Annotated in this window: 18 protein-coding genes and 1 other RNA gene; 8 read left to right on the top strand and 11 right to left on the bottom strand. The window is 34.2% G+C overall.

What is annotated here, in order from left to right; all coding sequences use genetic code 11:
- Positions 1 to 12: 12 nt before the first annotated feature.
- The 3 genes from J8281_RS14925 to J8281_RS14915 all read left to right on the top strand — a co-directional run bounded on the left by J8281_RS14925 (position 13) and on the right by J8281_RS14915 (position 3,302).
- A complete protein-coding gene (locus J8281_RS14925; RefSeq protein ID WP_210198440.1) occupies positions 13 to 1,047 on the top strand; it encodes a GyrI-like domain-containing protein in 1,035 nt (344 codons plus the stop codon).
- A gap of 262 nt (positions 1,048 to 1,309) precedes the next feature.
- Positions 1,310 to 1,675 (top strand): fluoride efflux transporter CrcB, encoded by a 366-nt coding sequence (gene crcB / locus J8281_RS14920; protein ID WP_210198439.1) that lies wholly within the window; start codon positions 1,310 to 1,312, stop codon positions 1,673 to 1,675.
- A 508-nt stretch (positions 1,676 to 2,183) separates the two neighbouring features.
- Positions 2,184 to 3,302, top strand: a complete 1,119-nt coding sequence (locus tag J8281_RS14915; protein WP_210198438.1) for a porin — start codon at positions 2,184 to 2,186, stop codon at positions 3,300 to 3,302.
- A 286-nt stretch (positions 3,303 to 3,588) separates the two neighbouring features.
- On the opposite strand, the gene J8281_RS14910 is transcribed toward J8281_RS14915, so the two are convergent.
- Positions 3,589 to 4,203: a DUF1684 domain-containing protein gene (locus tag J8281_RS14910; RefSeq protein ID WP_371812623.1), complete on the bottom strand. Its 615-nt coding sequence runs from the start codon at positions 4,201 to 4,203 to the stop codon at positions 3,589 to 3,591.
- Positions 4,204 to 4,380: 177 nt separating this feature from the next.
- Here J8281_RS14910 and J8281_RS14905 point away from each other — a divergent pair, with 177 nt between their 5' ends.
- Positions 4,381 to 5,613, top strand: coding sequence for an MFS transporter (locus J8281_RS14905; protein WP_210198437.1), 1,233 nt, complete (start codon positions 4,381 to 4,383; stop codon positions 5,611 to 5,613).
- A 1,147-nt stretch (positions 5,614 to 6,760) separates the two neighbouring features.
- Here the strand turns inward: J8281_RS14905 and J8281_RS14900 are convergent.
- Together J8281_RS14900 and J8281_RS14895 are read right to left on the bottom strand one after the other, a co-directional pair.
- Positions 6,761 to 8,182 carry a hypothetical protein gene (locus J8281_RS14900; protein ID WP_210198436.1) on the bottom strand — a complete coding sequence of 474 codons (1,422 nt, stop codon included), beginning with the start codon at positions 8,180 to 8,182 and terminating at the stop codon, positions 6,761 to 6,763.
- 590 nt (positions 8,183 to 8,772) lie between these two features.
- Positions 8,773 to 9,231 carry an Lrp/AsnC family transcriptional regulator gene (locus J8281_RS14895; RefSeq protein ID WP_210198435.1) on the bottom strand — a complete coding sequence of 153 codons (459 nt, stop codon included), beginning with the start codon at positions 9,229 to 9,231 and terminating at the stop codon, positions 8,773 to 8,775.
- Between the two features lie 123 nt (positions 9,232 to 9,354).
- Between J8281_RS14895 and J8281_RS14890 the strand changes: the two genes are divergently transcribed.
- Positions 9,355 to 9,738: a hypothetical protein gene (locus J8281_RS14890; protein ID WP_210198434.1), complete on the top strand. Its 384-nt coding sequence runs from the start codon at positions 9,355 to 9,357 to the stop codon at positions 9,736 to 9,738.
- A 114-nt stretch (positions 9,739 to 9,852) separates the two neighbouring features.
- Here J8281_RS14890 and J8281_RS14885 read toward each other — a convergent pair whose 3' ends face one another.
- From J8281_RS14885 to J8281_RS14870, 4 genes are all read right to left on the bottom strand, one after another.
- Complete coding sequence (locus tag J8281_RS14885; protein ID WP_210198433.1) at positions 9,853 to 11,358, bottom strand: sodium:alanine symporter family protein; 1,506 nt, start codon at positions 11,356 to 11,358, stop codon at positions 9,853 to 9,855.
- A 93-nt stretch (positions 11,359 to 11,451) separates the two neighbouring features.
- Entirely contained in the window at positions 11,452 to 12,570 is a 1,119-nt protein-coding gene (locus tag J8281_RS14880) for a hypothetical protein (RefSeq protein ID WP_210198432.1), read from the bottom strand.
- Between the two features lie 205 nt (positions 12,571 to 12,775).
- Positions 12,776 to 16,222 (bottom strand): methylmalonyl-CoA mutase family protein, encoded by a 3,447-nt coding sequence (locus J8281_RS14875; protein WP_210198431.1) that lies wholly within the window; start codon positions 16,220 to 16,222, stop codon positions 12,776 to 12,778.
- Positions 16,223 to 16,494: 272 nt separating this feature from the next.
- Positions 16,495 to 17,451 carry an MBL fold metallo-hydrolase gene (locus tag J8281_RS14870; protein ID WP_210198430.1) on the bottom strand — a complete coding sequence of 319 codons (957 nt, stop codon included), beginning with the start codon at positions 17,449 to 17,451 and terminating at the stop codon, positions 16,495 to 16,497.
- A gap of 36 nt (positions 17,452 to 17,487) precedes the next feature.
- Between J8281_RS14870 and J8281_RS14865 the strand changes: the two genes are divergently transcribed.
- The gene (locus J8281_RS14865; protein WP_210198429.1) at positions 17,488 to 18,204 is read left to right on the top strand and encodes a DUF4197 domain-containing protein; all 717 of its coding nucleotides are present in this window, start codon (positions 17,488 to 17,490) and stop codon (positions 18,202 to 18,204) included.
- 145 nt (positions 18,205 to 18,349) lie between these two features.
- A complete protein-coding gene (locus tag J8281_RS19990; RefSeq protein WP_210198428.1) occupies positions 18,350 to 18,529 on the top strand; it encodes a Lacal_2735 family protein in 180 nt (59 codons plus the stop codon).
- A 13-nt stretch (positions 18,530 to 18,542) separates the two neighbouring features.
- Here the strand turns inward: J8281_RS19990 and J8281_RS14855 are convergent, their stop codons facing one another.
- The 4 genes from J8281_RS14855 to J8281_RS14840 form a co-directional block, all read right to left on the bottom strand.
- On the bottom strand, positions 18,543 to 19,322 hold the full coding sequence (locus J8281_RS14855) for an alpha/beta fold hydrolase (protein WP_210198427.1): 780 nt from the start codon (positions 19,320 to 19,322) through the stop codon (positions 18,543 to 18,545).
- Between the two features lie 76 nt (positions 19,323 to 19,398).
- Positions 19,399 to 20,196, bottom strand: a complete 798-nt coding sequence (locus tag J8281_RS14850; RefSeq protein WP_210198426.1) for an ABC transporter substrate-binding protein — start codon at positions 20,194 to 20,196, stop codon at positions 19,399 to 19,401.
- 95 nt (positions 20,197 to 20,291) lie between these two features.
- Positions 20,292 to 21,113, bottom strand: coding sequence for an orotidine-5'-phosphate decarboxylase (pyrF, locus tag J8281_RS14845; RefSeq protein ID WP_210198425.1), 822 nt, complete (start codon positions 21,111 to 21,113; stop codon positions 20,292 to 20,294).
- 26 nt (positions 21,114 to 21,139) lie between these two features.
- Complete coding sequence (locus tag J8281_RS14840; protein WP_210198454.1) at positions 21,140 to 22,345, bottom strand: NAD(P)-dependent oxidoreductase; 1,206 nt, start codon at positions 22,343 to 22,345, stop codon at positions 21,140 to 21,142.
- A gap of 163 nt (positions 22,346 to 22,508) precedes the next feature.
- Between J8281_RS14840 and ssrA the strand changes: the two genes are divergently transcribed.
- Positions 22,509 to 22,907: a transfer-messenger RNA gene (gene ssrA, locus J8281_RS14835) on the top strand.
- Positions 22,908 to 23,975: the final 1,068 nt, after the last annotated feature.

Genomic DNA, 23,975 nt, shown 5'->3' with positions numbered 1-23,975 from the left:
AAACCGACTAACATGAAGATCATTAAATATCTATTTTTTCTATTATTATTAGTAATTATCGGAGGAGCTGTATATGTCGCAACCATCGATGGGGAATTTCAAATAGAAGAAAGTAGAGTTATAGAAGCCCCTGATGAATTATTATTCGATACTGTAAATGAGTACAAGACTTGGGAAAAATGGGGGCCGTGGATGGATGAGTCTGATGACTTAATTATGGAGTATGCTGAAAAAACTAGTGGTGAAGGTGCTTCGTATAGCTGGAAAAGTGAAATTCAGGGAGATGGTATGATGAAAACTGAAAAGGCTGTTCCCTTTTCGAGTATCGATCAAAATATTGTATTTATAACTCCTATGGGAGAAAGCAAAAGTGACGTCTATTGGAAATTTGAAAAAATCGATGCCAAAAAAACTAAAGTCACATGGGGTATGAAAGGAGAACAATCTTTTATGGAAAAAGCCTTTTGGGCGACTCAAGATAGTAGCTTAACGCAAGTACTTAGACCTATGTACAAAAGAGGTCTTGAAAAATTAGATTCGTACGCAAGCGAAGCAATGAAAAAATATTCAATTCATGTAGATGGTGTGACCGAACATGACGGAGGGTATTATATGTATAGCGCAACTGCATCCTCGATCGCCGCTATTCAAGAAAAAATGACGCAAATGCTGCCTGCAGTAGACGCTTATATGAAACAAAATAACTTACCGCAAACAGGAATGCCATTTACCATTTACAATACTTTTAATGAAGAACAAGGCACTTCTATTTTTTCTACTGCTATACCAACAAAAGACAAAGTAGTTACACCTAAAGATAGTGATGTGCTTTGCGACCTTCTTCCGAAGCAAAAAGTTGTAAAAACGACATTAAAAGGTGATTATAAAAATTTAAAAGAAGCTTGGGAAGCCGGGTATACGTACATCACTCAAAATGGATTGGAGCTTAATGAAAATTCTCCGGCATTCGAGGTATACCGGGTAGAACAAACCTCGCAATCTAATCCGGCAGAATGGGTGACCGAGATTTATATTCCTATTCTATAGTATAAGACAACGTAATACACCTTTTTTAAAAAAGGATTGTATAATTTACGAATTTTGAATAATAAATATCCGTAATCAATCATATTACACTGTCTCCTCGAGCGCAGTCGAAAGGTTAGTAAATCCAACCTGTTCTAAATTAGGTCTCGACTGCGCTCGACCAGACATTAAAGTTAATTTTATGATGTATAGCGAATATTTAAATTTTGAATTAAAACGTACGAACATATAACGGATTATTGCATTTTTCAAACAAGAAATCATGAAGCAAATTTTTTTGGTCTTTGTCGGTGGAGGTACAGGAAGCATAGCCCGTTATCTGATGAGCAAATATCTCAATACAGCTACGACCAATATTCCCTTTGGCACATTTACTATTAACATCTTGGGCTCGTTTTTAATAGGTATTATTATGGGAGTTGCTTTTAAAAACAGTACATTCTCTCAACATACAATACTTCTTCTTGCTACTGGTTTTTGTGGAGGGTTCACGACATTTTCTACTTTTGCCTACGAGAATCACATGCTTTTAAAATCAGGCGATTTTATTAACTTTTTTATTTATACTTTTGGATCTTTAGTACTTGCGCTCTTCTTTGTATTTCTAGGTATATTTATTACCAAATAATTCGTGTTTATGAAGAAAATAGAAACTATAGTTCGCAAATCAAAATTTAACTGAGAAGTCATCCTGAATTCATTTCAGGATCTCATTAAGTTTATTGTCAGCACATTGAGATGAGAAGCTGAAACGAGCCTGTGCTGAACTCGTTACAGTGTTCAGCTTAACGCAAACCGTTTAGGTTAAATTACGGATATTTATTAAAAATTTCATTACTACGCGTTTCACGATACTTATTTACTACCTATTATTCATTCGCATATCTTATAAAAACCTAAAATTTAGGCACTTCTATGCTATTTGTTTCCAAATAAAAGAGATTTTTACTAAAAAACCGTACAAAAACTACTTTTAAATTCTTAAAATTTACTAAAATAAAAGTTAAACCCTTATTTTTTATAGGTATAAACTATCAATAGTATAAAAATTAACCACAATACCTTATTTTTTATAAGGGTAATATTATTTTAACATAGTTTTACAAAACCAATTAAAAACTATTAGATTAATAATTATGAAAACAAAAACCGTAACAAATTTTTTTAAAACGTATGTACTTATTTTTTTAGGCTTTACTAGTTATATCTGCCAAGCACAGGAAGACGATAAAGGATGGTTTGACAATTTTTCAATAAGTGGCTCTGTAGATGGTTACTATAGGTACAACATAGGAGCGCCCAATGATAATACTGTTGCACCGGGTACATCTTTTGCTAACGAAAGCGGCTTTGCGCTAGGGATGGTGAATACTATACTTGGCTTTGAAAGCGAAAAAGTGGGTTTTGTAGCCGATCTTGTGTTTGGGCAAAGAGGAGAAGATGCAGTTTTTAACTCTGATGATTCTGCTCAAATCGTTAATCAACTTTATGTTTACTGGAACGTTTCTGAAAACATAAAATTTACTTTTGGTAATTTTAATACTTTTTTAGGGTACGAAGTTATTTCTCCCGTTGGAAATTTCAATTATTCTACATCATACATGTTCTCTTATGGTCCGTTTTCGCATACCGGACTAAAAGCTGATTTTACGCTTAACGACAAATGGACTGCCATGCTTGCTGTCATGAACCCTACAGATTTTACAGAAAACAATCCATTCGACACGTATATTCTTGGCGCACAATTAGGATATATTGATGATAGCGGAAGTGCATTTTTGAATTTTAGATATGGTAATGAAGGAGAACCTGAAGATGTCGAACCTACTTTTCAAGTGGATTTAACTACAGGATGGGATGTTACCGCAGATTTTTATCTCGGTGTTAATGCTACGTATTTATCCACCGAAAATGAAGGTGATGTTGATGCATCAGGATTTTACGGACTTGCATTATATCCCCAGTACAAAACATCAGAGCAATTTACACTTGGATTGCGCGCCGAATATTTTTCGCAATACAATTTTGGTTTGGTCGTCACAAATGGCATAGATTTCTTTTCTCCTATAGCATTTGATGAAGAAGGTGATGGTGAAGTAATCGCTGTTACACTTACAGGAAGCTATGATATTGGTAATTTAATAATAAAACCAGAATTAAGAATTGATTCTTCTGACGATGCTTTTGTTGATAATGACTTAGAAGTTACCAGTAGTCTTTCTTCATTTGTACTAGGAGCTATTTACAAATTCTAAAGTATACGTTAATACTAGTATACCAAAGTACAAGCTTCAAGATTTGGTAGTAAACTATCTCGAGGCAAGCCCACAAAGCATTCGTTGAAAGCAATTTTTCAATTTTGAGTCAAGACTCTGGGTATCGTACCCTTTGACGATGCTAATACAACTCTTGTTTTCAGCATGATCATTAGATAAGAACCTAATGATCGTGCTGATTTAGTTTTGATAGAAGACATAGAATTTCACGCGGTTTAACCCGAATTATGCATAATAAAATCTATTATGGCTTGAAATGCCTTCATCATTCATTATCTGGATGCTTTCTAAATTTTCGAACTCCCGCTAATATTTCGATGTCCAGATGATTTTCCTCTGGTGGCACAGGACATGAATATCGATCACTATACGCACAATTAGGATTATAGGCGGTATTAAAATCGAGCAGTATGGTTTCTCCATCGGGAATTTTAAGATCTATATAGCGTCCGTTGGTATACGTAGCGCTTCCGTTAGAAGTATCTGTAAAAGGTAAAAACAAATAATTATCGTAACCCGGCTCTCCTACTAATTCTTGGTTTTGGTAAATATTCAGAACAAAAGATTGTTCTTGTATCAAAAAATGCGCTTCTCCATACTTCACAAATAAAGGCTCTGTACCCGTAGTGGTTTTCATAATAAATGGAGATTCATAAGGTGTGCGAATAAACTTGGCTACGATACAATACGAAGTATCTACTTCAAAAAAGTCTAATTCCTTAAATTGTTCAAAATCCTTTGGCGGTAAAGGTGATTTCTCTTCTTCTGCAAACTTTTTGTTTAAATCATGCTGAAATGACAATATTCTTCTAATATGAGGTTGGTTTTGTGCCATCATACTCTCAAAAAGAAAAAATACTATCAAAAATAATCGAATCACCGTGCTATTTTTTTGCAAAAGTACAATTTACAATGAGAACTGGTTTACACTTTTTTAGCAAATTGAAAAAAGTGTAAAACAGTTCTATGTTAACTAATCAAAAAATTGTACTCAAATCATCTATAAAAAATTTACTTTTATTCACTATTTGAAGCACTTGACAAAAATCATAAGCAATTGAAAAAAATTTTACTTCAGTATATCGACTCGTTTTCGGGTTTATCTAAAGAAGTTTGGTGGTTGGCTTTGATTACACTCATCAACAGAGCCGGAGCGATGGTGATTCCATTTTTGTCACTTTACCTAACCGATACCCTTAGTTTTTCATTAGAACAAGTTGGCTGGGTAATGACTAGCTATGGTTTAGGTTCTTTTTTTGGCGCTTGGCTTGGTGGAAAATTAAGTGACCGTATAGGATATTTTAAAGTTATTTTAGGTTCGTTATTTTTAACAGGGATTTCATTTCTGATTGTACAGTATTTCTCAGGCTTTTGGAGTATTTGTCTAAGTTTTTTCATCCTGATTACTGTAGCAGATACTGCAAGACCAGCGTTTTTTGTAGCGTTAAGTGCCTATAGTAAACCAGAAAATAAGACCAGGTCACTAACTTTTATAAGACTCGCTATTAATTTAGGATTTTCTTTGGGACCAGCACTGGGCGGACTCATAATCGCTACAATCGGGTATCATGGACTATTTTGGGTTGACGGAGTTACCTGTATCATAGCCTCTTTGGTAATGCTACAGACATTGAACCCTAAAAAAGCCAAAGAACTGGATAAAGAAGTTGTAGTAGAACATCCTATTGCTGCACATCAGGATAATACATATCTACTTTTTTTGATTGCTCTAGCCCTTTTTGGTTTTATCTTTGTACAGTATTTTTCTACCATTCCTTTGTACTATAAAGAAGTGCATCAACTTACTGAAGAGAGTATTGGTTTATTACTTGCTCTAAACGGTGCACTAATTTTCTTATTTGAAATGCCATTGATTACCTATCTAGAAAAAACAAATATTTCTAAAGTAGGGTATGTGATTGGTGGTTTTATTTGTGTTGGGGTAAGCTTTATACTTTTACTGGTTACTCCATGGATTGGCATCTTGATTATAGGAATGATTATGGCAACTTTGGGTGAAATGATTGCATTTCCGTTTGGAAACGCATTTGCCTTAAATCGATCAAAAAGAGGAAGACAAGGAGCTTATATGGGGTTATATGCTATGTCATTTTCAATCGCGCACATTTTTGGTCATAATTCGGGAATGCAACTTATCGACGCTTATGGATACACAGACAGTTGGATAGTAATGTCATGTATCTCGGTAATTGGAATACTCTTACTCTTATTAGTAATATATAAATTAAATAAAGAACGCATGAGAGGCGCTTCTATCTTAACTAAGTAAACGCATACACACTTAACAGGTATTCAACTAAAAGATTAAACCCGGTTTATGCATTAGAATTTCGTTATAAGGGTTGAAAATGCCACGACAAAGCACTGCTTTAAGCGAAATGTAGCGTTGGATGTGTTTTCTAAGTTTCAGCGTAACAGTCCACCATAAGCGCAGTCAAAGGGCTACGGTGAAACTTAAAAACACAACGTAGTACTCGGTTTTGCAACAGTTTAAAGCCGTAATAAATTTTCTAATGCATAAAGCGGGTTAAACTAGTTTACTAAAAAAGCATCTGCTTTTGGGGATAGCAGATGCTTTTTTAATTTTGGGGCAAAAATTACGTACTCTCTTTAGTTTACGATTTGGGGTTTTCTAAACCAATGTCCTCACACTTAATTTTACCGGATGCACTCAAAAATTTTTATTTGCCTGATTATCGTCATAACCTTTTAAATTCAAATTTTTTAAGAACATCTGTACCGTTTTGTACATTACTAATATAAGATAATTAAAAGATAAAAAGCAAATATATTCGATAAAATACACAATTTTTTAGCAAATAAGATTAAAATACATTTTTATACTAGTAATTTGGCTACAAAATTGATGAAATATACTAGTAAGCTTCTTCTATATTAAAATTACGGTATACGCGTAAATAAGCTTCATTTCTATACCAATGACATCTAGTTCTTATACTAGCTCAACGCTAAAATTAGAAAGTGCTATTTTACGGGTCAAAAAAAAAGCGCTCTTACGAGCGCTTCCTGTATCCGGGCAAATTATGTACTCTCTTTAGCTTCAAGATTTGAGGTCTTTAGACTAATGTCCTCACACTTAATTTATCCCTGATGCATTCTAAAACTGAAATTTTAACCTGAATCATCAAACAGGTTAAAATTTTAGTTTCAGACACTACATCAATGAGTTAACTTGGGTAAATATAAAGTAAAAGAAATTAATATTCCAAAAATACAACGTTTAAAAACATAAAAAATCGATGAAATACTCAAATTCATATATTTTCAATATGTTTTGAAAGAATTACAAAAAAATGCATAAAACATGTTGAGACTGGTTTATTACGGTCATTGATTGCAGGTAAGAGCTACTTTTATTTTATTAGTTGACAAATATACGCAGTAACAACCAGGCATTAATCTCCAAAAAAGTATTTAGACTTTCCTAAGTATTTTTTTATTAGCGCATTATATTCTTTAGACATTCGAAGTGCCAGCGTGCCTTTGATTTGGTATAAAGCTTCGAAATGTTCATACCCATTTTTAAGAAGTCTTTCAAGATAAAATAATGCGGTGGTGTTATCTTGATCCTGTGCACTTAAAGATATAATCTCTTTATACGATTCATAATCCTTATGGTCTACGATCGTACTTAAAATTGTAATAAACATACGTTTTTCAAAATTTTTTGGTTTTTTAGCGAGTTTGCTCTTGTAGGTAGATAATGTATTTTTAAGATACCCTTTTACTCTGCCTACCATATTTTGAGAATACAGACCATCTTTTTTATAAATAGAGTCTAGTTCTGTCATTTGATATTGCCACCAACCCATATTTTCATAAAATACTCCTCGTATATCTTCTTCGATCAAAAACAAGTAGGTTTGTCTATAATTATCTTCTAAACTATTATATTTTGCTTCTAACCTCCTTTGCTTTCTAAATTCTTTGTTTCTTTTGATCTTTTTCTCTTTCTCACGAAGAAAATCGGTATCAAAAAACAAATGAAATTGAGATTGAATTCGTCTAAGCTCTTTATATGCATATAAAAACTCTTGCTTTCTAAGTTTTTTCTCTACACTATCTAATGCTCTTTGAAACTCGCGTTTGACCCAAACCGAGTCCATTGGCATTCGACCTTTTAGCATAGCATGCAGTGTAAATGAAGAAAGTGGTTTCTTTAAAAGTTTCGGATAAGGGTAATCTGATGTGCCGTTAAATGTAAAGAGGTCTGCCTCTATGGCTTTTCTTTTAAGATATCTTACAGTTCTGGTAAAATCCTTGTACCGATAATTATTCTTATTTACAATTCCGAAATAGGAGAAATTTTTAGCTATTTTGATTCTAGAATCGTAAAAATAACTATCACCGATTGCAATAGTTCCGAACACATTTTTATTATCAAGCGCAGGAATTAAACTTACAAGTCTCGCATCTTCATCTAACGCAGTAACATATACTCTACCCTTTTGAATAGGAAACATAGAGGCCACATAATCCATAAAAGTAGCTATATATGTTGCCTTTTCTTCAAGATTTTGTGCATTACTGAAATTACTAATCGCTACGATATACCCAAACTCTTCAGCCGCTTCTTTATATAATCGTGTACTACTACTTACATTATTATTAGAATCAAAGCCGAAAATTATGGGCCAGTTTTTATCAGTTTCAAAATTAGTGGGTAAATAAAGACTAAACGTATTTTTTGTATTTGGAACATTAAGAGAATCAATAACTACTCCTTTTTTAAAACTTAATGTATATTGAGCATATCCAAATCGAGGCAAAAAAAGCAAAAACACAATGTAACTTATGATATGAAGTACTTTTTTCACAATAGAATAGTTATATTTTATGAATATCCGTAATTAATCATATCGCACTGTCTCCTCGAGCGCAGTCGAGAGGTTCGTAAATCCAACGATCTCTAAATCAGGTCTCGACTGCGCTCGACCAGACAGTAAAGTTAATTTTATGATGTATAGCGGATATCCAATTATATTTTAGTTTTATGATTGTAGAATGATACCACCCCACATATTTTGCATTTTCTTTTGATTGTAATTATAAAATTCTTGTTTGGTATTTCTGTACATAGCGCGTCAAGGTGCATAGATACGTCCTTTATAAAATGAATCTACAACAAAACTTGTATAAATGTATAAAACAATTGTGACTTTGAACTGATCATTTTCTGTAAACTACCGTGATGTAAGTCCACGAAGCATTCATCAGATACTAATGTACCAATGTCAAGGCAAGCCTCGAAATAGTACCACTTTTGATAGTACCATAAAAAAACACCTGAATTCCATCAGGTGTTTTTTCATTTCTTGTACTCTCTTTAGTTTCCCTAACTAATGTCCTCACACAAGATATTATGTTTTATACCCTTTGAATTACAAAACATATGCCAAAGATAGCGCTATGTTTTTTTTGATGTTAACGCATTTACAACAGGGTTGTTCTCTATTAAATTTGACAATATAATATGTGTTTTAACCTCTCCGTACGGAATCAATACATCAATAAATTCTTGTAAATGGATTTGATCTCGCAACACTACCTCCATAATTATATTTTCATTACCTGTTATTCGGTAACAATTTACTACTTCACTAAATGATGAAACTTTCAATAAAAAAGGCTGTAATCTCCCCATAAACGCTCTAAGCGTAATCATTGCCTTAAGTTGATATCCAGCTTTTGTATAAGAAACCTCGGCTTTGTATCCTTTCAAGATACCGAAATCCTCCATTTTTTTAATACGCTCGGCTACTGCCGGGGAACTTAGGCCAACTTTTCTTCCGATTTCAGCATTAGAGAGTCTCGAGTTATCTTGTAAACAATGAAGAATTCCCCAATTTGTGGCATCAATTTTCACTACACTTCATTTTTAAAACAAAAATAGTATTTTTCGTTAATACTTAAAGTCAATTATCTGTTTTACTTTAAATCTAAAATTTATAACCTTTAAAATAGCCTTATTTTTGAAAGACTATATGATATGAGATCCAAACCACAAAATAAAAGACTTTATAGAAAGGCTCTTGAGATATTTACACTATCTAAGAATATTTCTAGTTACCTAGTTCATGACATGGCGTCTTTACAACATAATGGCGAGGAAGATCCTACTATATATTTTACCGGAGATATTATAAGGCAATCTGATGCATTAGCTCCAAAAATTATTACTGCAGAAAATCAAATATTTCAGGATGACCGAATACGACAGGCGAATTCATTAATTCATATCACTAATAAAATTTATAGAAATTGCGAGCGTTTAGAACAAACCGAAAGCAATGGAAAAGAATTTTTACCACTTCTAAGAAAGGAATTAAAAAAGTTTAAACACCTGCAGAAAAACTGGATGATGACGTTGTAAGATATCTTCATTATAACGAGAAGATACGATGAAGTATAGTCTTTCAATTTTAAAAATTATACTTCTACTTGTAATAAAAAGATTGCTTCGTGCTTCGCAATCATAAGGTCATATTTAATTTAAAGCTAAAAATTCAGCTATTTTGTTTTGATAGCGTTTTAGTTCTTCTAAGACTTTATTACGCAATAAAAATAATCCTATCATATTAGGAATCATCATGGCAAAAATCATAGTATCACTAAAATCTGTAACCGATGTTAACGTAGATGCAGCACCAACAACTGTGAAACAACAAAAAATGATTTTGTAGGTATACTCAATGCCTTTACTTTTTCCAAAAAGATAGCTACAGGACTGGTACCCATAGTACGACCAAGAGATCATAGATGAAAAAGCAAAAAGCACTACTGCAATCGTTAATAGATAAGGAAACCAGGAAATACCGCTTTCTAGTGCGGCCGATGTTAGCAAAACACCTTGTTCCGAATTAATTTCTGCTCCTGTCTCTATCTGTCCGGTAATGATCAAAACTAAGGCTGTCATAGTACAAACTACTACCGTATCAATAAAAGGTTCGAGCATAGCCACTAATCCCTCACTAGCAGGAAACTTTGTTTTTACGGCACTGTGAGCTATAGATGAGCTACCAATACCTGCTTCGTTACTAAAAGCTCCTCGTCTAAATCCCTGAATTAGAACTCCTACACATCCACCTAATACCCCTTCAGCGTTAAAAGCCCCTTTCCAAATGATTACAAAGGCATTTGGGATTTCAGCTATATTCATACATAGGATTGTAAGTATTGCAATGAGATATATAATTACCATAAGAGGTACAATCTTATCGGTTACACTAGCTATCTTTTTGATTCCGCCAATAATGACTATCCCAACCAGAATAGCCATAATGACACCAAATATCCAGCCTTGACCATGTAAAAAAGAAGTTTTGGGGATAATTACATGCTCAAATAATTTATATGCCTGGTTAATTTGAAACATGTTTCCACCCCCCAGAGATCCTCCCATACACATTATTGCAAATAATGCTGCCATGAATTTGCCTAGTTTATTAAATCCTTTCTCTTCAAACCCCTTTCTTATATAATACATGGGACCACCGAAAATCTTTCCGTCAACACCGACTTCTCTATACTTAACACCTAACGTACATTCTACAAATTTGGATGACATCCCCAACAAACCTATAAAAACCATCCACAAGGTAGCTCCCGGTCCTCCTAAAGATAGTGCTATTGCTACTCCAGCAATATTACCTAATCCTACAGTTGCAGATACCGCAGTAGTCAACGCCTGAAAATGAGTAACCTCTCCTACAAGTGACTTTTGATTATCTTCTTTTTGATTCTCTAGGGCATCATATCTACCATATACTACTTGTATTGCAGTAAAAAAATTTCTAATATTAACACCTTTAAAATAAAGAGTAAAGTACAAGGCACCACCAAAAAGTATTACTAACACCCATGGAATTCCAATAGCTTCAGTAACAGGTATTTCTGTTAAAACGGCATCTACAAACCAACCCGTAGCATTACCAAAGGCTTTATTAAGAGAATCATCAAAGGTTTGTTGCACAATAGAAAGTAAAAACGACATGAGTTATTTTTCTTTGCAAATTGTAAGAAAAATATAAGCTTGAAAAGGTTAAACAATAATCAAATTTTAAGTATTACTTGCTTAACCTTATGCTTAAGTATCCCCTTCTAGTGAGATGTATTTTGAAAAGCTATTCGCTTGTGCAAAAGTTATGAGTTGTTTCTTTCCGTCGGCACCACTAATGTGAAGCATTTTTTTTATTTGATAAATATGAGTTTGAAACCCATCAACGCTAATATGCATCTCATTAGCAATTTCAGTATAAGACTTATGATTACCATAATGCGCTAAATACCCTAAAACTTCCTTCTGACGTTCAGAAAATTCGGTTTTTGAGGTTTTCTCGAGCTTCTTCACATTCTTTTTTAGTGATTTTATAGTATCTAAATGACTTTCGTTTGCTAATTCTAATTGTTCAATACTCTTTCTAAAATCACTATTTTGAACTTCTAATTCTTTAACCAAACTTTGCTGCTTTTCTTTTTCTGAAAGAAATTTCCAGCTATACAAAAGAATTGAAAACAAAAGAATAAATAAGAATTTAAATGAAATGGCAGTTATGCTTCCTAGTACACTCCAAAATTGTTGATCTATGAATTTTAAAGCTTTATCCTGCGGAATCATTCTATGCGAAATTGCAATAATGATTAAAATAAAAAGAACAAAAGTGGGTAAGTACATAAATTTCATTTGCCTGCCCATAAAGGCTCTATTGAGCTCAAAAAGTAACGAAATAGCAACCACTATAGAAATTGGAATGTCTATAAGCCATATAAAATTATTACTTATTTCAGAATTTCCATAGGAAGCCATAACAAAAACGAAAGTAATCATACCCAACACTCCACAGTACACTATAATGAATTCTTTAATAGTAAAACGCTGTACTAACCGAACTATCAGACCTGGTTTTTGTTGATGTTCTATAGACGGAAGTGATAATATAATAAATAATGAATTGGCAAGAGATACCAATACCCCAAGATAAATCAGAACTCTGTTTGTAGGTAGCCAGTATAGGCCATTTACAAAGATAAGGTTAGCTAATGCCCCTATACCCCAAACAAAAATTGCAAGACCAAACCACTTAATTCCTTGTATTGTGCTTTGATCGGCAACTCGACCTTTTTCTTTACTAAAAATTCGCTGAATCACTATTGCTGAAATTAAACAAACAATAGCCGTAACCGTATACTCAATCGTGCTAAACACAACTATCCTTTTGTGTTAAAGATAAAGAAACTCTTATAATCGCACCAAATCGATCATAATTTAACATCAAATCATACATCTTATAACATCTGTACTAATAACTTAATGTAAGCATTCGAATTTAGAATGCTGTAAGTTCTTAAAATAAATTTGGAATAAGCATTCACGAAGTCTTTCGTTTCGAGAAGACACAAGTCTATTGCTATTACATATTCCTTCGATATTGCCCGCCAACTTCAAATAATGCCGCAGTGATCTGCCCTAACGAACATACTTTTGTAGCTTCCATTAGTATTTCAAATATATTTTTATTTTGAATGGCCGCCTCTTGCACTTGATTTAATGCCTGCGAGGCTCTATCTTTTTTAGCTTGATGTAAGTTATTCAGTGTAGTGATTTGATATTGTTTTTCTTCTTCGGTAGCACGAATAACCTCTCCCGGAGTTACAGTAGGTGATCCCTTGGAGCTCAAAAAGGTGTTTACGCCAATAATTGGAAATTCACCCGTATGTTTTAATGTTTCGTAATACAAACTTTCTTCTTGTATCTTACTGCGCTGATACATGGTTTCCATTGCTCCCAGCACACCACCGCGCTCTGTAATTCTGTCAAACTCGGCTAACACCGCTTCTTCAACAAGATCGGTTAACTCTTCAATAATAAATGACCCTTGAATCGGATTTTCGTTTTTGGCTAAGCCTAGTTCTTTGTTAATGATCAATTGAATTGCCATTGCTCTACGCACCGATTCTTCGGTTGGTGTTGTAATTGCTTCGTCGTACGCATTAGTGTGTAGCGAATTACAGTTGTCATATATAGCATATAAGGCTTGCAATGTTGTACGAATATCGTTAAAATCAATTTCTTGCGCATGTAAAGACCGACCGGACGTTTGGATATGATACTTTAACATTTGCGCTCTCGAATTAGCTTTATATTTATACTTTAATGCTTTTGCCCAAATTTTGCGCGCAACTCGTCCGATAACCGCATATTCGGGATCGATACCGTTTGAAAAAAAGAATGACAGGTTGGGACCAAATTTATTGATATCCATACCCCTGCTTAAATAATATTCTACGTAAGTAAATCCGTTGGCTAATGTAAGAGCAAGTTGCGTTATAGGATTTGCTCCTGCCTCTGCGATATGATATCCTGAAATAGAAACCGAATAAAAATTACGAACTTGATTTTCAATAAAATATTCTTGTACATCTCCCATCAAACGCAATGCAAACTCTGTCGAAAAAATACAGGTGTTTTGTGCTTGATCCTCTTTCAAAATATCAGCTTGCACAGTACCACGAACCGTACGTAAGGTTTCAGCTTTGATTTTTGAGTACACATCTGCTGGTAAGACTTGATCACCTGTAACACCTAACAGCAGTAATCCCAAACCATCGTTACCCTCGGGTAGATCACCTTGATATTGTGGACGTTCTACCCCTTTATCTTTATAAATTTTCTTGATTTTGGCTTCAACCTCGGCTTCAAGACCTTGTTCTTTGATGTATTTTTCACAATTTTGATCAATGGCAGCATTCATAAAAAAACCTAATAACATAGGAGCGGGACCGTTGATCGTCATACTTACCGATGTCATCGCGTGCGTAAGATCAAACCCGGAATATAATTTTTTAGCATCATCCAAACAGCAAATAGAAACTCCGGCATTACCTATTTTACCATAAATATCAGGGCGATGATCGGGATCGTTCCCGTATAAAGTGACAGAATCAAAAGCTGTAGATAATCGTTTGGCAGGCATACCTAAACTTACATAATGAAAACGACGATTGGTTCGCTCTGGTCCACCCTCACCTGCAAACATACGGGTAGGATCTTCTCCTGTTCTTTTAAAGGGATACAATCCGGAAGCATATGGAAACTCACCGGGAACATTTTCTTGTAAACACCATTGCAAGATATCTCCCCATGCTTTATATTTTGGTAATGCTACCTTTGGAATTTGTGTATGCGACAAAGATGTCGTATGCGTTTCGATTTTAATTTCTTTGTCACGTACCTTGAATGCATATATAGGATCCTTATATTTCTTAATTTTGGAAGCCCATGCAATAATAATCTCCCAATTGTGTGGGTCAAGATTTAATTTTACTTTATCAAATTGATCGAACAAAAGCTTTAAAAAAACCCGGGTATCATCATTTTGGTTAGCAGCCATGATGTTCTCCTGGTCTATGCCTGTTTTGGTTAACAATTGCTCTTCATCTCCAGAGAAGTTTGCTACAGATACTATGGTTTGAAATATTCCGTATAACTTTTGAGCCACCTCTATTTGATCGTTTACCGTTAGGTCATATGACCTATTATTTTCTGCAATTTCAGACAGATATCTTGTTCTACTGGGGGGAATCACGAAAATTTTCTCAGACATTTCTTTAGAAATATGAAAATCAGACTGTAAATCTGCTTCCGTTTTGGCTACAATTTTATCCATGATTGCCTTGTAGAGCGTATTCATCCCCGGATCATTGAATTGCGAAGCTATAGTACCATAAACCGGTAATTCGTCTTGCGGAATTTCCCATAAATTATGATTGCGCATATATTGTTTTTTCACATCGCGTAGTGCATCTAAAGAACCTCTTTTATCAAATTTATTGATGGCCACGAGATCGGCAAAATCAAGCATATCGATTTTCTCTAACTGTGTAGCTGCTCCAAATTCTGGTGTCATCACATATAAAGATGTATCACTATGCTCCAGGATTTCAGTATCAGATTGGCCAATCCCCGAAGTTTCTAAAATAATCAAGTCAAACTCTGCAGCTTTGAGTACTTCGATTGCCTCTGCTACATATTTTGATAATGCCAAATTAGATTGACGCGTAGCAAGAGAGCGCATATATACCCTTGGGGAGTTGATAGCATTCATCCGAATGCGATCACCGAGTAATGCCCCTCCGGTTTTTCGTTTTGAAGGATCTACAGAAATGATCCCAATCGTTTTAGTAGGAAAATCAATTAAAAATCTTCTTACCAATTCATCAACCAATGAAGATTTTCCCGCACCACCGGTTCCTGTAATTCCCAAAACCGGTGTATTTGAGGTTTTATTTTTCTTGTGAATTTTTTGTAGCGTATCTTTCGCAACTTCAGGAAAGTTTTCTGCAGCAGAAATTACCCTGGCAATGGCCCCTATTTTCTTCTCTACCAAATGATCTGCTTCGCCATTAAGTTTATTACCAATAGGAAAATCGGCTTGTTTCACCAAGTCGTTGATCATACCCTGCAACCCGAGTTCGCGACCATCATCAGGAGAATAGATTCGGGTAATTCCATAATCCATCAGCTCTTTAATTTCTTCGGGAAGTATTACACCTCCACCCCCTCCGAAGATTTTAATATGCGCTGCCCCTTTTTCTTTTAATAGCTGATACATATACTTAAAGTATTCATTATGCCCGCCTTGATACGAAGTCATCGCAATGGCATTCGCATCTTCCTGTATAGCACAATTTACCACTTCTTCTACGCTACGATCATGACCAAGATGTATGACTTCTACTCCTGTAGCCTGTATAATACGACGCATAATGTTAATCGCAGCGTCATGCCCATCAAAAAGAGAGGCTGCCGTTACAATTCTTACTTTATTTTTAGGGGTGTACGGTGAAATTTGTTTCATTGATAATAAAAAGGGATTTTAATACCGCTAATTTATGAAATATGCATCAAAAACGTTTATTTTTTTAAAATAATATAATAAAGCTACGCTGTTCGCAATACGCTATTAGCCATATTCAGGGACTCTCAAAAATCAAATTGAATTTACTAAAATAATTACAAATACATGGCTATAAGTTTGCCTATAGCTAAACCTGGCTTATGTATTAGAATTTCGTTATCAGGTTTGGAAAATGCCACAATTAATATTCTTAACATACGCAGTAAGTTTTCTTATAGAGGCAGCGTATCACCAAAATCTGCAAATCGATACCCTTGTTGTTGCAATAAAGCACGTTCTTTACTATTGCTATGTAATACTGGATTAGAATGGTTGAAATGGATGAAGATAATCTTAGATTTGATTTGTTCTGATTCCTTTTTGAATAAAGCAACGGTCTCTTCTATAAAAGGATGTGGAACTTCAGACATTGGTCTAGGAATTTCTCCGTTTTTGAAAAATGTGGCGTCAATAAGTGCATAATCGACCTTTTTCACTTCTTCTACAATATTTTTCTTCCAAAGAGACCATTTATTAATATCGGGTATAAATAAGGCAGATTTATGCTTTCCAATAATTTTATAGCCAACAGTTTCAGAAAATTCATCTCTATGTGGCACCAAAAACGGAACAACTTGAATATTATCTGTAACCCGAATAGCAGTATCATTTTCTAATGGTGTTAAATCTATGTTTTTTAAATCTACCAATTGTGACCACGGAGCGTTAGTTTCTAAAAAAACCTTCATACTTGGCATAGCATATACGTTAATATTTTTGGCTCCCATCGCTTCTCTTCCTAAATGCATCAAACCTGTGTAGTGCCCTATATGTGCATGTGTTAAAAAAATACCATCAATTATAGTCGTATTTTGAAGATGTTCACTATCCAGAATAGCTAGCTGCTCGGGCATATCTGGTGTAGCCTCGAATAAAAATTTCTTTTTTGCCTCATGGTCAACGACACCGAGTGAAACTACCAATGCTTTTGTAGCTTCTCCTTTTTTGACGTCTTCAAATTCATTAGAATTATTGATATGTGGAAAGCCTCCATCTTGTGCTGTTCCTAAAATTGTAATATATTGTTGAGATGAAGTTAATGGATCACGACGCTGCTTATTACTTTCTTTTTCATATTTACAAGAAATAATAAGAAGAAATACTATTAAAAAAATTACATTTGAATTCATACGCGATATTTATAACCTCAAAACTACTTAAAAATCATGAAAAGAATTTTAATACTTAGCCTTCTAATCGTATGTTCTGGCTGTGCAGAGTTGCAACAGGTAGTTAATAATCTGCCCCAAACTACTAGTGGTGGGTTTGGCATAAGCAACGTTGATATTGCTAATGGCCTAAGGCAAGCTTTAGATAAGGGTATTGATAAACAAGTTAGCAAGCTTACCCAAAGAGATGGGTTTTATAGAAATCAACTCGTTAAAATTCTTCTTCCGCAAGAATTACAAAAAGTAGACAAAACGCTAAGAGATATTGGATTAAGTAAATTGGCTGATGAAGGTCTGAAGATTTTAAATAGAGCTGCTGAGGACGCGGTAAAAGAAGCTACCCCAATATTTATAAACGCTGTAAAAGAAATTACATTTACAGATGCAAGACAAATTCTCTTAGGGAATGACAACGCGGCAACGACATATTTACAAAATAAAACCAATAGAGCGTTGTATGCTAAATTTAATCCTGTTATTAATCGGTCTTTTTCTAAGGTAGGTGCAGATAAAATCTGGTCTAGTATTATTGGCAAATACAATGCCTTACCTCTTACTGGTAATGTAAATCCAGACCTTACCGATTATGTCACCCAACAAGCATTACAAGGTGTATACAAGATGATTGCTGTAGAAGAAAAACAAATTAGAACTAAACTTAGTTCTAGAACATCAGATATACTACGTCGTGTATTTGCCTTACAGGATAAATAGTTCTATTATTCGAATACACCAACCGGGTTGAACAGGCGTTAAAAAACCGGGGAATATTTATTACAACTTTAGGCAATGTTAACTGAGTATTAAGAGACTTGGTGTGCTTTATCAAATATCTTTGTGACGGATTAAAATAAGGATCATGTTGGCTTGGTTTAAACATAGAACGCATTTACAAAAATTACAGAACGATTATTGTAAAATGATGAAGAACGCTTACAAATTAGCACTTACTGATAAAGAAAAAAGCGATCAAATACACGAGAAAGCAAATAAAATACTTGCCCAAATAAAGAAAATAGAAAGTCAATCTATATTTTAGATAGATCCTTAGACTAGTATTTACCAATAAATTTTATGGTTTCTTTGTTGAAAATATCAGGCTGCTCAACATTCACAACATGTCCAGAGTTTTGGATCACATACAACCAGGATAACTGATGAGCCGCAACAACTTTCTTAACTGATGGTAAAAACAGATAGTCTTCTTCACCCATAACATACAATGTAGGGATTTTGATATCTTTTGCTCTAAAAAAGCGTAATAGTGGATTTATTTCTGAGGTAAGCCTAAACCAACGTACAAATTCCTTTTGGTACAATTTCTTCGCTTCGTTGGCAAATAATAACCTGGATTGCTTGTGGTTTTTTTTAGGCATAATGATAAATGCAAAAAATTTATATAGCAACATATACGGTATTACAGATTTGAATACAACTCCTAACCGCATAAGTACCTGGGACCTAAAATTTAATTTCATGATAGCGCCACCCATAATCATGCTTTGTACGCGATTAGGGTATTTTTCGGCTAGATTTCTAATTAAAATTGTGCCTAAAGAAATTCCAACAAAATGAGATTTTTTTATTTTTTCGTTATCTATAACACTAATTATATCTTCAGTAATAGAATCAAAAGTATACTTAGAATTGAAAGCATCTTTTAGGGCAGGTTTAGAATTACCATGACCTCGTAAATCTAACAAAAGAACGTTGAAATGTTTACGAAATTCACGAACTTGTTTAAACCAAATCGAAGAACTGCCTCCTGCACCATGTACAAAAGTGACCCAATCTGTATGTTCAGGATGACGGTATAAAGAATAGTTTAACAATGATTTGTATTTAGTTGATCAAAACTACGAACTTATTTTGCATTTATCCAACGGTTAACAATACATATAGAAATGTTTATCCTGAAATTTCTTTATGCAGTGTTTCAAAATATGAAAATGCATCGACCAGTCTAGAGCCATACCATGAAAAATATTCTCCATCAACCAAAATGATTTTTGCTTTTTTGTTCATGCGTTGTACTTCTGCAATATGCTTCTCTAAAAACGGATACGGTTCTGAAGATAGTAAAATAAAATCTATTTCTTGCAATGATTTCATTTCTTCTAAACTAATCTCGGGGTATCGGTCTTTATGCTCAAAAACATTGATAAACCTGTTGATGTGCAATACGTGATTAATAAATGTATGATTTCCTACAGCAATCCAAGGATCTTTCCATATGAAATAAGCAACTTTCTTTATTTTGAAACGTGCTATAGCTGTTACTAGTGAATTTTGTGCCTTGCTAATTTGAGAAACCAGTTGGTGCGCAGCGTTTTCTTTAGTAAAAATAATCCCGTATTGCTTAATTAGTTCTAAAGCATCGTTGATCGTAAAAATATTTGATACATGAACAGGAAAATCTTCTTGAAGGTATTCAACGATATCTTTGGTATTTTCTTCTTTGTTACATAGTATTATATCTGGATTTGCGCTGCGTATCTTTTCATAATTAACTTTTTTGGTCCCTCCTACAACTATTTTTTCTTTTCGCAGATGACTAGGGTGTACACAAAATTTTGTAATTCCCAAAATAGCCTCTTCCAAACCTAAAGCAACCAATAATTCGGTTTGAGAAGGAACCAAAGAAACTATACGTGTAGGAATTTTTGTAAGTTTTACTTCTCTTTGCAATTGATCGATATACATCATTAGGTATTGTTCATTTTGAAGACCCTTCAACCCGAATTAAACTTTTCTCAATTTGTTAAAAAATTCTGTTTACTAAGGATATTATTTTGAGTTTTTCAATTTTTTGCTTGCAGTATTTTTTTCATTTCCACCTGTAGTTCTTTTGCTTTTGAACAAGCTGCCTCTGCATAATCTGCTTGATTTGATGCATAAATAATACCCCGGGACGAATTGACCAATAATCCAACAGTTTTAGTAAGCCCGTATTGACATACTTCTTGCAAGTTACCACCCTGAGCACCTACTCCCGGAACCAATAAAAAGTTATCGGGTATAATTTTTCGCACTTCGGCGAGATATTTTGCTTTAGTAGCCCCGATAACATACATTAGATTTTCTGAGTTTTTATATGTTTTTGAAATTTTCAGGACTTCCTTATACAACTTACTATCGTTACTAGTTTTAGTTTGAAAATCAAATGCCCCTACATTAGAAGTTAAGGCTAATAAGATGGTATGTTTATTTTTAAAAGCTAAAAACGGCTCGACAGAGTCTTTCCCCATATATGGTGCAACGGTGACCGAGTCAAACGATAGATCCTCAAAAAATGCTTTAGCATACATAGAACTTGTATTACCAATATCTCCCCTTTTGGCATCGGCAATGGTAAAAATCTCAGGATGCTGTTCATTAAGATAGTTTATGGTTTTCTCTAACGATTTCCATCCTTTTACACCATAGGCTTCATAAAATGCAATATTGGGCTTGTATGCTACAGCTAGATGATGCGTAGCATCGATAATTCCTTTGTTGAACTCAAAAATAGGATCTTCTTTCTCGACTAAAAATTCAGGTATTTTATCTAAATCTACATCTAAACCAATACATAAAAATGACTGCTTCTGATGTATATGATGAACTAATTCTTGGGTGGTCATTCTTTTCTATCTTTTTAAGTATAATGCTATTCTTTGCCGTCTACATAATCCTGAAGATAACTGAATCGCTCTGTCAATTTACCGTCTTTTGTAATTCTAGCTTTTTCAAGAATTTTGTCTTTGTCTCCATTAAAAAAAGCAGGAAGCACATGTTCTAAAAACATCGCACCAAAACCTTCACTGGCATCTTTTGGTAATTCACAAGGTAAGTTATCGACCGCCATTACAACGATAGCATCTTTATTACTAATATCGGTTTCTGTTTCGGTCTTAGGGTCGTAACCGTACACGGGATTAGCTATTGTTGAAGGCCTAATGGTACTTGCCACGGGTCCATCAATGTCACAAGAGATATCTGCGACTACTTTTATTTGGAAATCCTTGGATCTGGCATCCTCTTTTGTATACATGTAAGGGGCACCTTCTCCATAAAAATGACCAGCGATATAAAGATCACTTACCTCTGCAAATTTCATAAAATCACCAGTATATGCTTCTGGATTTGCATAGAAATCATTTTTGTCAAGTACGCGCCCGTCTTTACGTTTATTATAATCCAAAACATCAATTTGTACATATACCGGCTCCTCAAAAGAACGGTGTAAATACGCATCAACAGTAACTTCTTTTATGCGCATAGCATCCAGAATTTCTTTTGCTCCGCCACCAACTTTTCCTTTTCCGGAAAGGACAATTTTGATATTGGGCAATGAAATTTTTGATAATTCTAATTCGAGTTCACCTTGATCTGAAAGTGTATTTGCTTTTGGTAAAGTAAAAGTGCCAAATTTTATTCCCCAGGCTCTAAAGCCATTATAAGCCCCTACAATACCAGCATATTTACCAAAACCTATAAGTCTAAATCCATGAGGCCCAACTATTGTTTCATGATCGTATAAATCAATTTTTTTTTCAAGTATCGCTTTTAATAACTTTCTGTTATACGGTTGTTTTTTTATGGTGTGTGAGAAGAAAAAGTATTTTTTATTTGAAATCAAGTCTGACACAGGAACCTCTTTCACACCAAGCAAAACATCACAATCTGAAACATCTGTAGTGACCTGAAATCCGGCCTGTTCATATTCAGCATCTTTAAACGCTCGTAATGTAGAACTTTCCACAACAAAAGATGCTTCGGGAAATTGAGATTTTGCTTTTTGTAAACTATTCGGAGAGAAAACAACACGACGATCTGGCGGGTTTTTGCGCTCTTTGATAATACCGAACTTGATCATAGTGTTTTTGGTATGTATTTTGTTGATTAAAATTGCAATCAAAGATATGACAATTATGTTTATCTTCGCCTTCCATTTTAGAATTGAGAATTTTGAATAAGCATGGAATAGGTTTAATACTAAATTCTGTATTCACAATTCTAAATTCATAATTCTTAACGGGGTCGACTGGTTTTGACAGCGAGATGAATAGAATAGTAAGCACGTCGAGCGCTGGAATATAGCTCGTAAATATCATATTTCACTTTTTTAAACGGCGAGAATAACTACGCCCTAGCTGCATAATCCGAATTATAGTAGGATAATGCCTCGGCTCACAAGGTGAGCAAGCAGGAAGACTCCCAATAGCCTTGGTTTGCGGCGATTGATTTTGAGTCTTCGTAAAAGTAAACCTAGAAATTGTAGGATCTTGATATAATTTCGAAATTTAAACAAGAATAAGCGATAGGTTGGCGGTTTTTGGTCTTTCTTATCGTCGAAAATTAAACAAAAACTAAGCGTGTAGAAAGCTGTTATATTCCTTGTTTGGACGAGGGTTCGAATCCCTCCGACTCCACTGAAATTTGATATCAAATGATATCATTTGCCCGTAAATTAAATGTTTACGGGCTTTTTACCTTTTATTTGATATCATCTGACATCAAATAAAAGGTCATAATTTGACCAAAAATGGTGAGTGATTCGGTGCGTGATTTTTCAAAATAAGATTACTCACCGAATTATTATATCCAGAGCGTTTTCCTTCTTTTGATTTTTTAACTTTGGTTCTGCTTCCTTTTTGATGATTTTGTACGATTTCATAAGATTCATTTTAGATTTACTTCCCATAGAGCCTTCACTGTTACCTTTTTTGATGCTTATACATTTTCAATATTTAGAATTAGTAAGACTTATAAAAAGAGTGAGGTACGAACCTGATTATGCAGTCGTCTAACTTCTAAATATTGGTATTTTGCTGTCAAAAATGGATACACTGGACTAAGCTGACCCCTTCAGAAGCACTAATTTATAAGATGGTTTATAACTGTCTTTCTGTCGGATGCTGATCCCTCTATACTAATAAAGAGATAGCCAATTTTTGTCGATTGAGATCGATAGATTAAGTTCAGAGTACTTTTTTGCGAAGGTAGTGTTGTTAATTCTGGATCAAGCTGACCCCTTTCGGAGTTGTTTTGGTAAAATTTTGGAGCATATGGACCCCTATTTGAACTATATGAGTCATTATTCTGGACTAAGTTGACCCCTTTGGTTATTAGGTTTTGGTTTTCCTTGATGGTTTTTATTCACCATCAAAAGATACTTTATGGCAGGAAAACCTAAACGTATGAGTCTTATAAAACAACTATTAAGGATGCATTTAAACGGTGATGGCTATAAAACCATCGCACGTAGCCTAGAGATCAGCAAAAACACCGTGGAATTACTACCTTTCACTGGACATAAAATAAAAGCCTTTAAGTATAGAATATTAATTTTATGCTCATGAAGAAAAAAACATATTGCTTAAGCTTATTGAGACTTTTGTTTCTAAAAAACGTTTTAAGGACTACCTACAACAAAATATTGCTACACTTTAAATTAATTATTTAGAATTAATATAAATTAAACAATTTTAATAAAATTACAA

Source organism: Aquimarina sp. U1-2, assembly GCF_017897595.1.
Taxonomy (GTDB): Bacteria; Bacteroidota; Bacteroidia; order Flavobacteriales; family Flavobacteriaceae; genus Aquimarina.
This window is presented reverse-complemented; position numbering and strand designations above follow the sequence as displayed.

What these genes read in the sequence shown, in the direction of transcription:
- J8281_RS14875 (WP_210198431.1), bottom strand. Translation starts at nt 16,222, where the DNA reads ATGAAACAAATTTCACCGTACACCCCTAAAAATAAAGTAAGAATTGTA.
- pyrF (WP_210198425.1), bottom strand. Translation starts at nt 21,113, where the DNA reads ATGACCACCCAAGAATTAGTTCATCATATACATCAGAAGCAGTCATTT.
- J8281_RS19990 (WP_210198428.1), top strand. Translation starts at nt 18,350, where the DNA reads ATGTTGGCTTGGTTTAAACATAGAACGCATTTACAAAAATTACAGAAC.
- J8281_RS14890 (WP_210198434.1), top strand. Translation starts at nt 9,355, where the DNA reads ATGAGATCCAAACCACAAAATAAAAGACTTTATAGAAAGGCTCTTGAG.
- crcB (WP_210198439.1), top strand. Translation starts at nt 1,310, where the DNA reads ATGAAGCAAATTTTTTTGGTCTTTGTCGGTGGAGGTACAGGAAGCATA.
- J8281_RS14915 (WP_210198438.1), top strand. Translation starts at nt 2,184, where the DNA reads ATGAAAACAAAAACCGTAACAAATTTTTTTAAAACGTATGTACTTATT.
- J8281_RS14865 (WP_210198429.1), top strand. Translation starts at nt 17,488, where the DNA reads ATGAAAAGAATTTTAATACTTAGCCTTCTAATCGTATGTTCTGGCTGT.
- J8281_RS14870 (WP_210198430.1), bottom strand. Translation starts at nt 17,451, where the DNA reads ATGAATTCAAATGTAATTTTTTTAATAGTATTTCTTCTTATTATTTCT.
- J8281_RS14885 (WP_210198433.1), bottom strand. Translation starts at nt 11,358, where the DNA reads ATGTCGTTTTTACTTTCTATTGTGCAACAAACCTTTGATGATTCTCTT.
- J8281_RS14925 (WP_210198440.1), top strand. Translation starts at nt 13, where the DNA reads ATGAAGATCATTAAATATCTATTTTTTCTATTATTATTAGTAATTATC.
- J8281_RS14850 (WP_210198426.1), bottom strand. Translation starts at nt 20,196, where the DNA reads ATGATGTATATCGATCAATTGCAAAGAGAAGTAAAACTTACAAAAATT.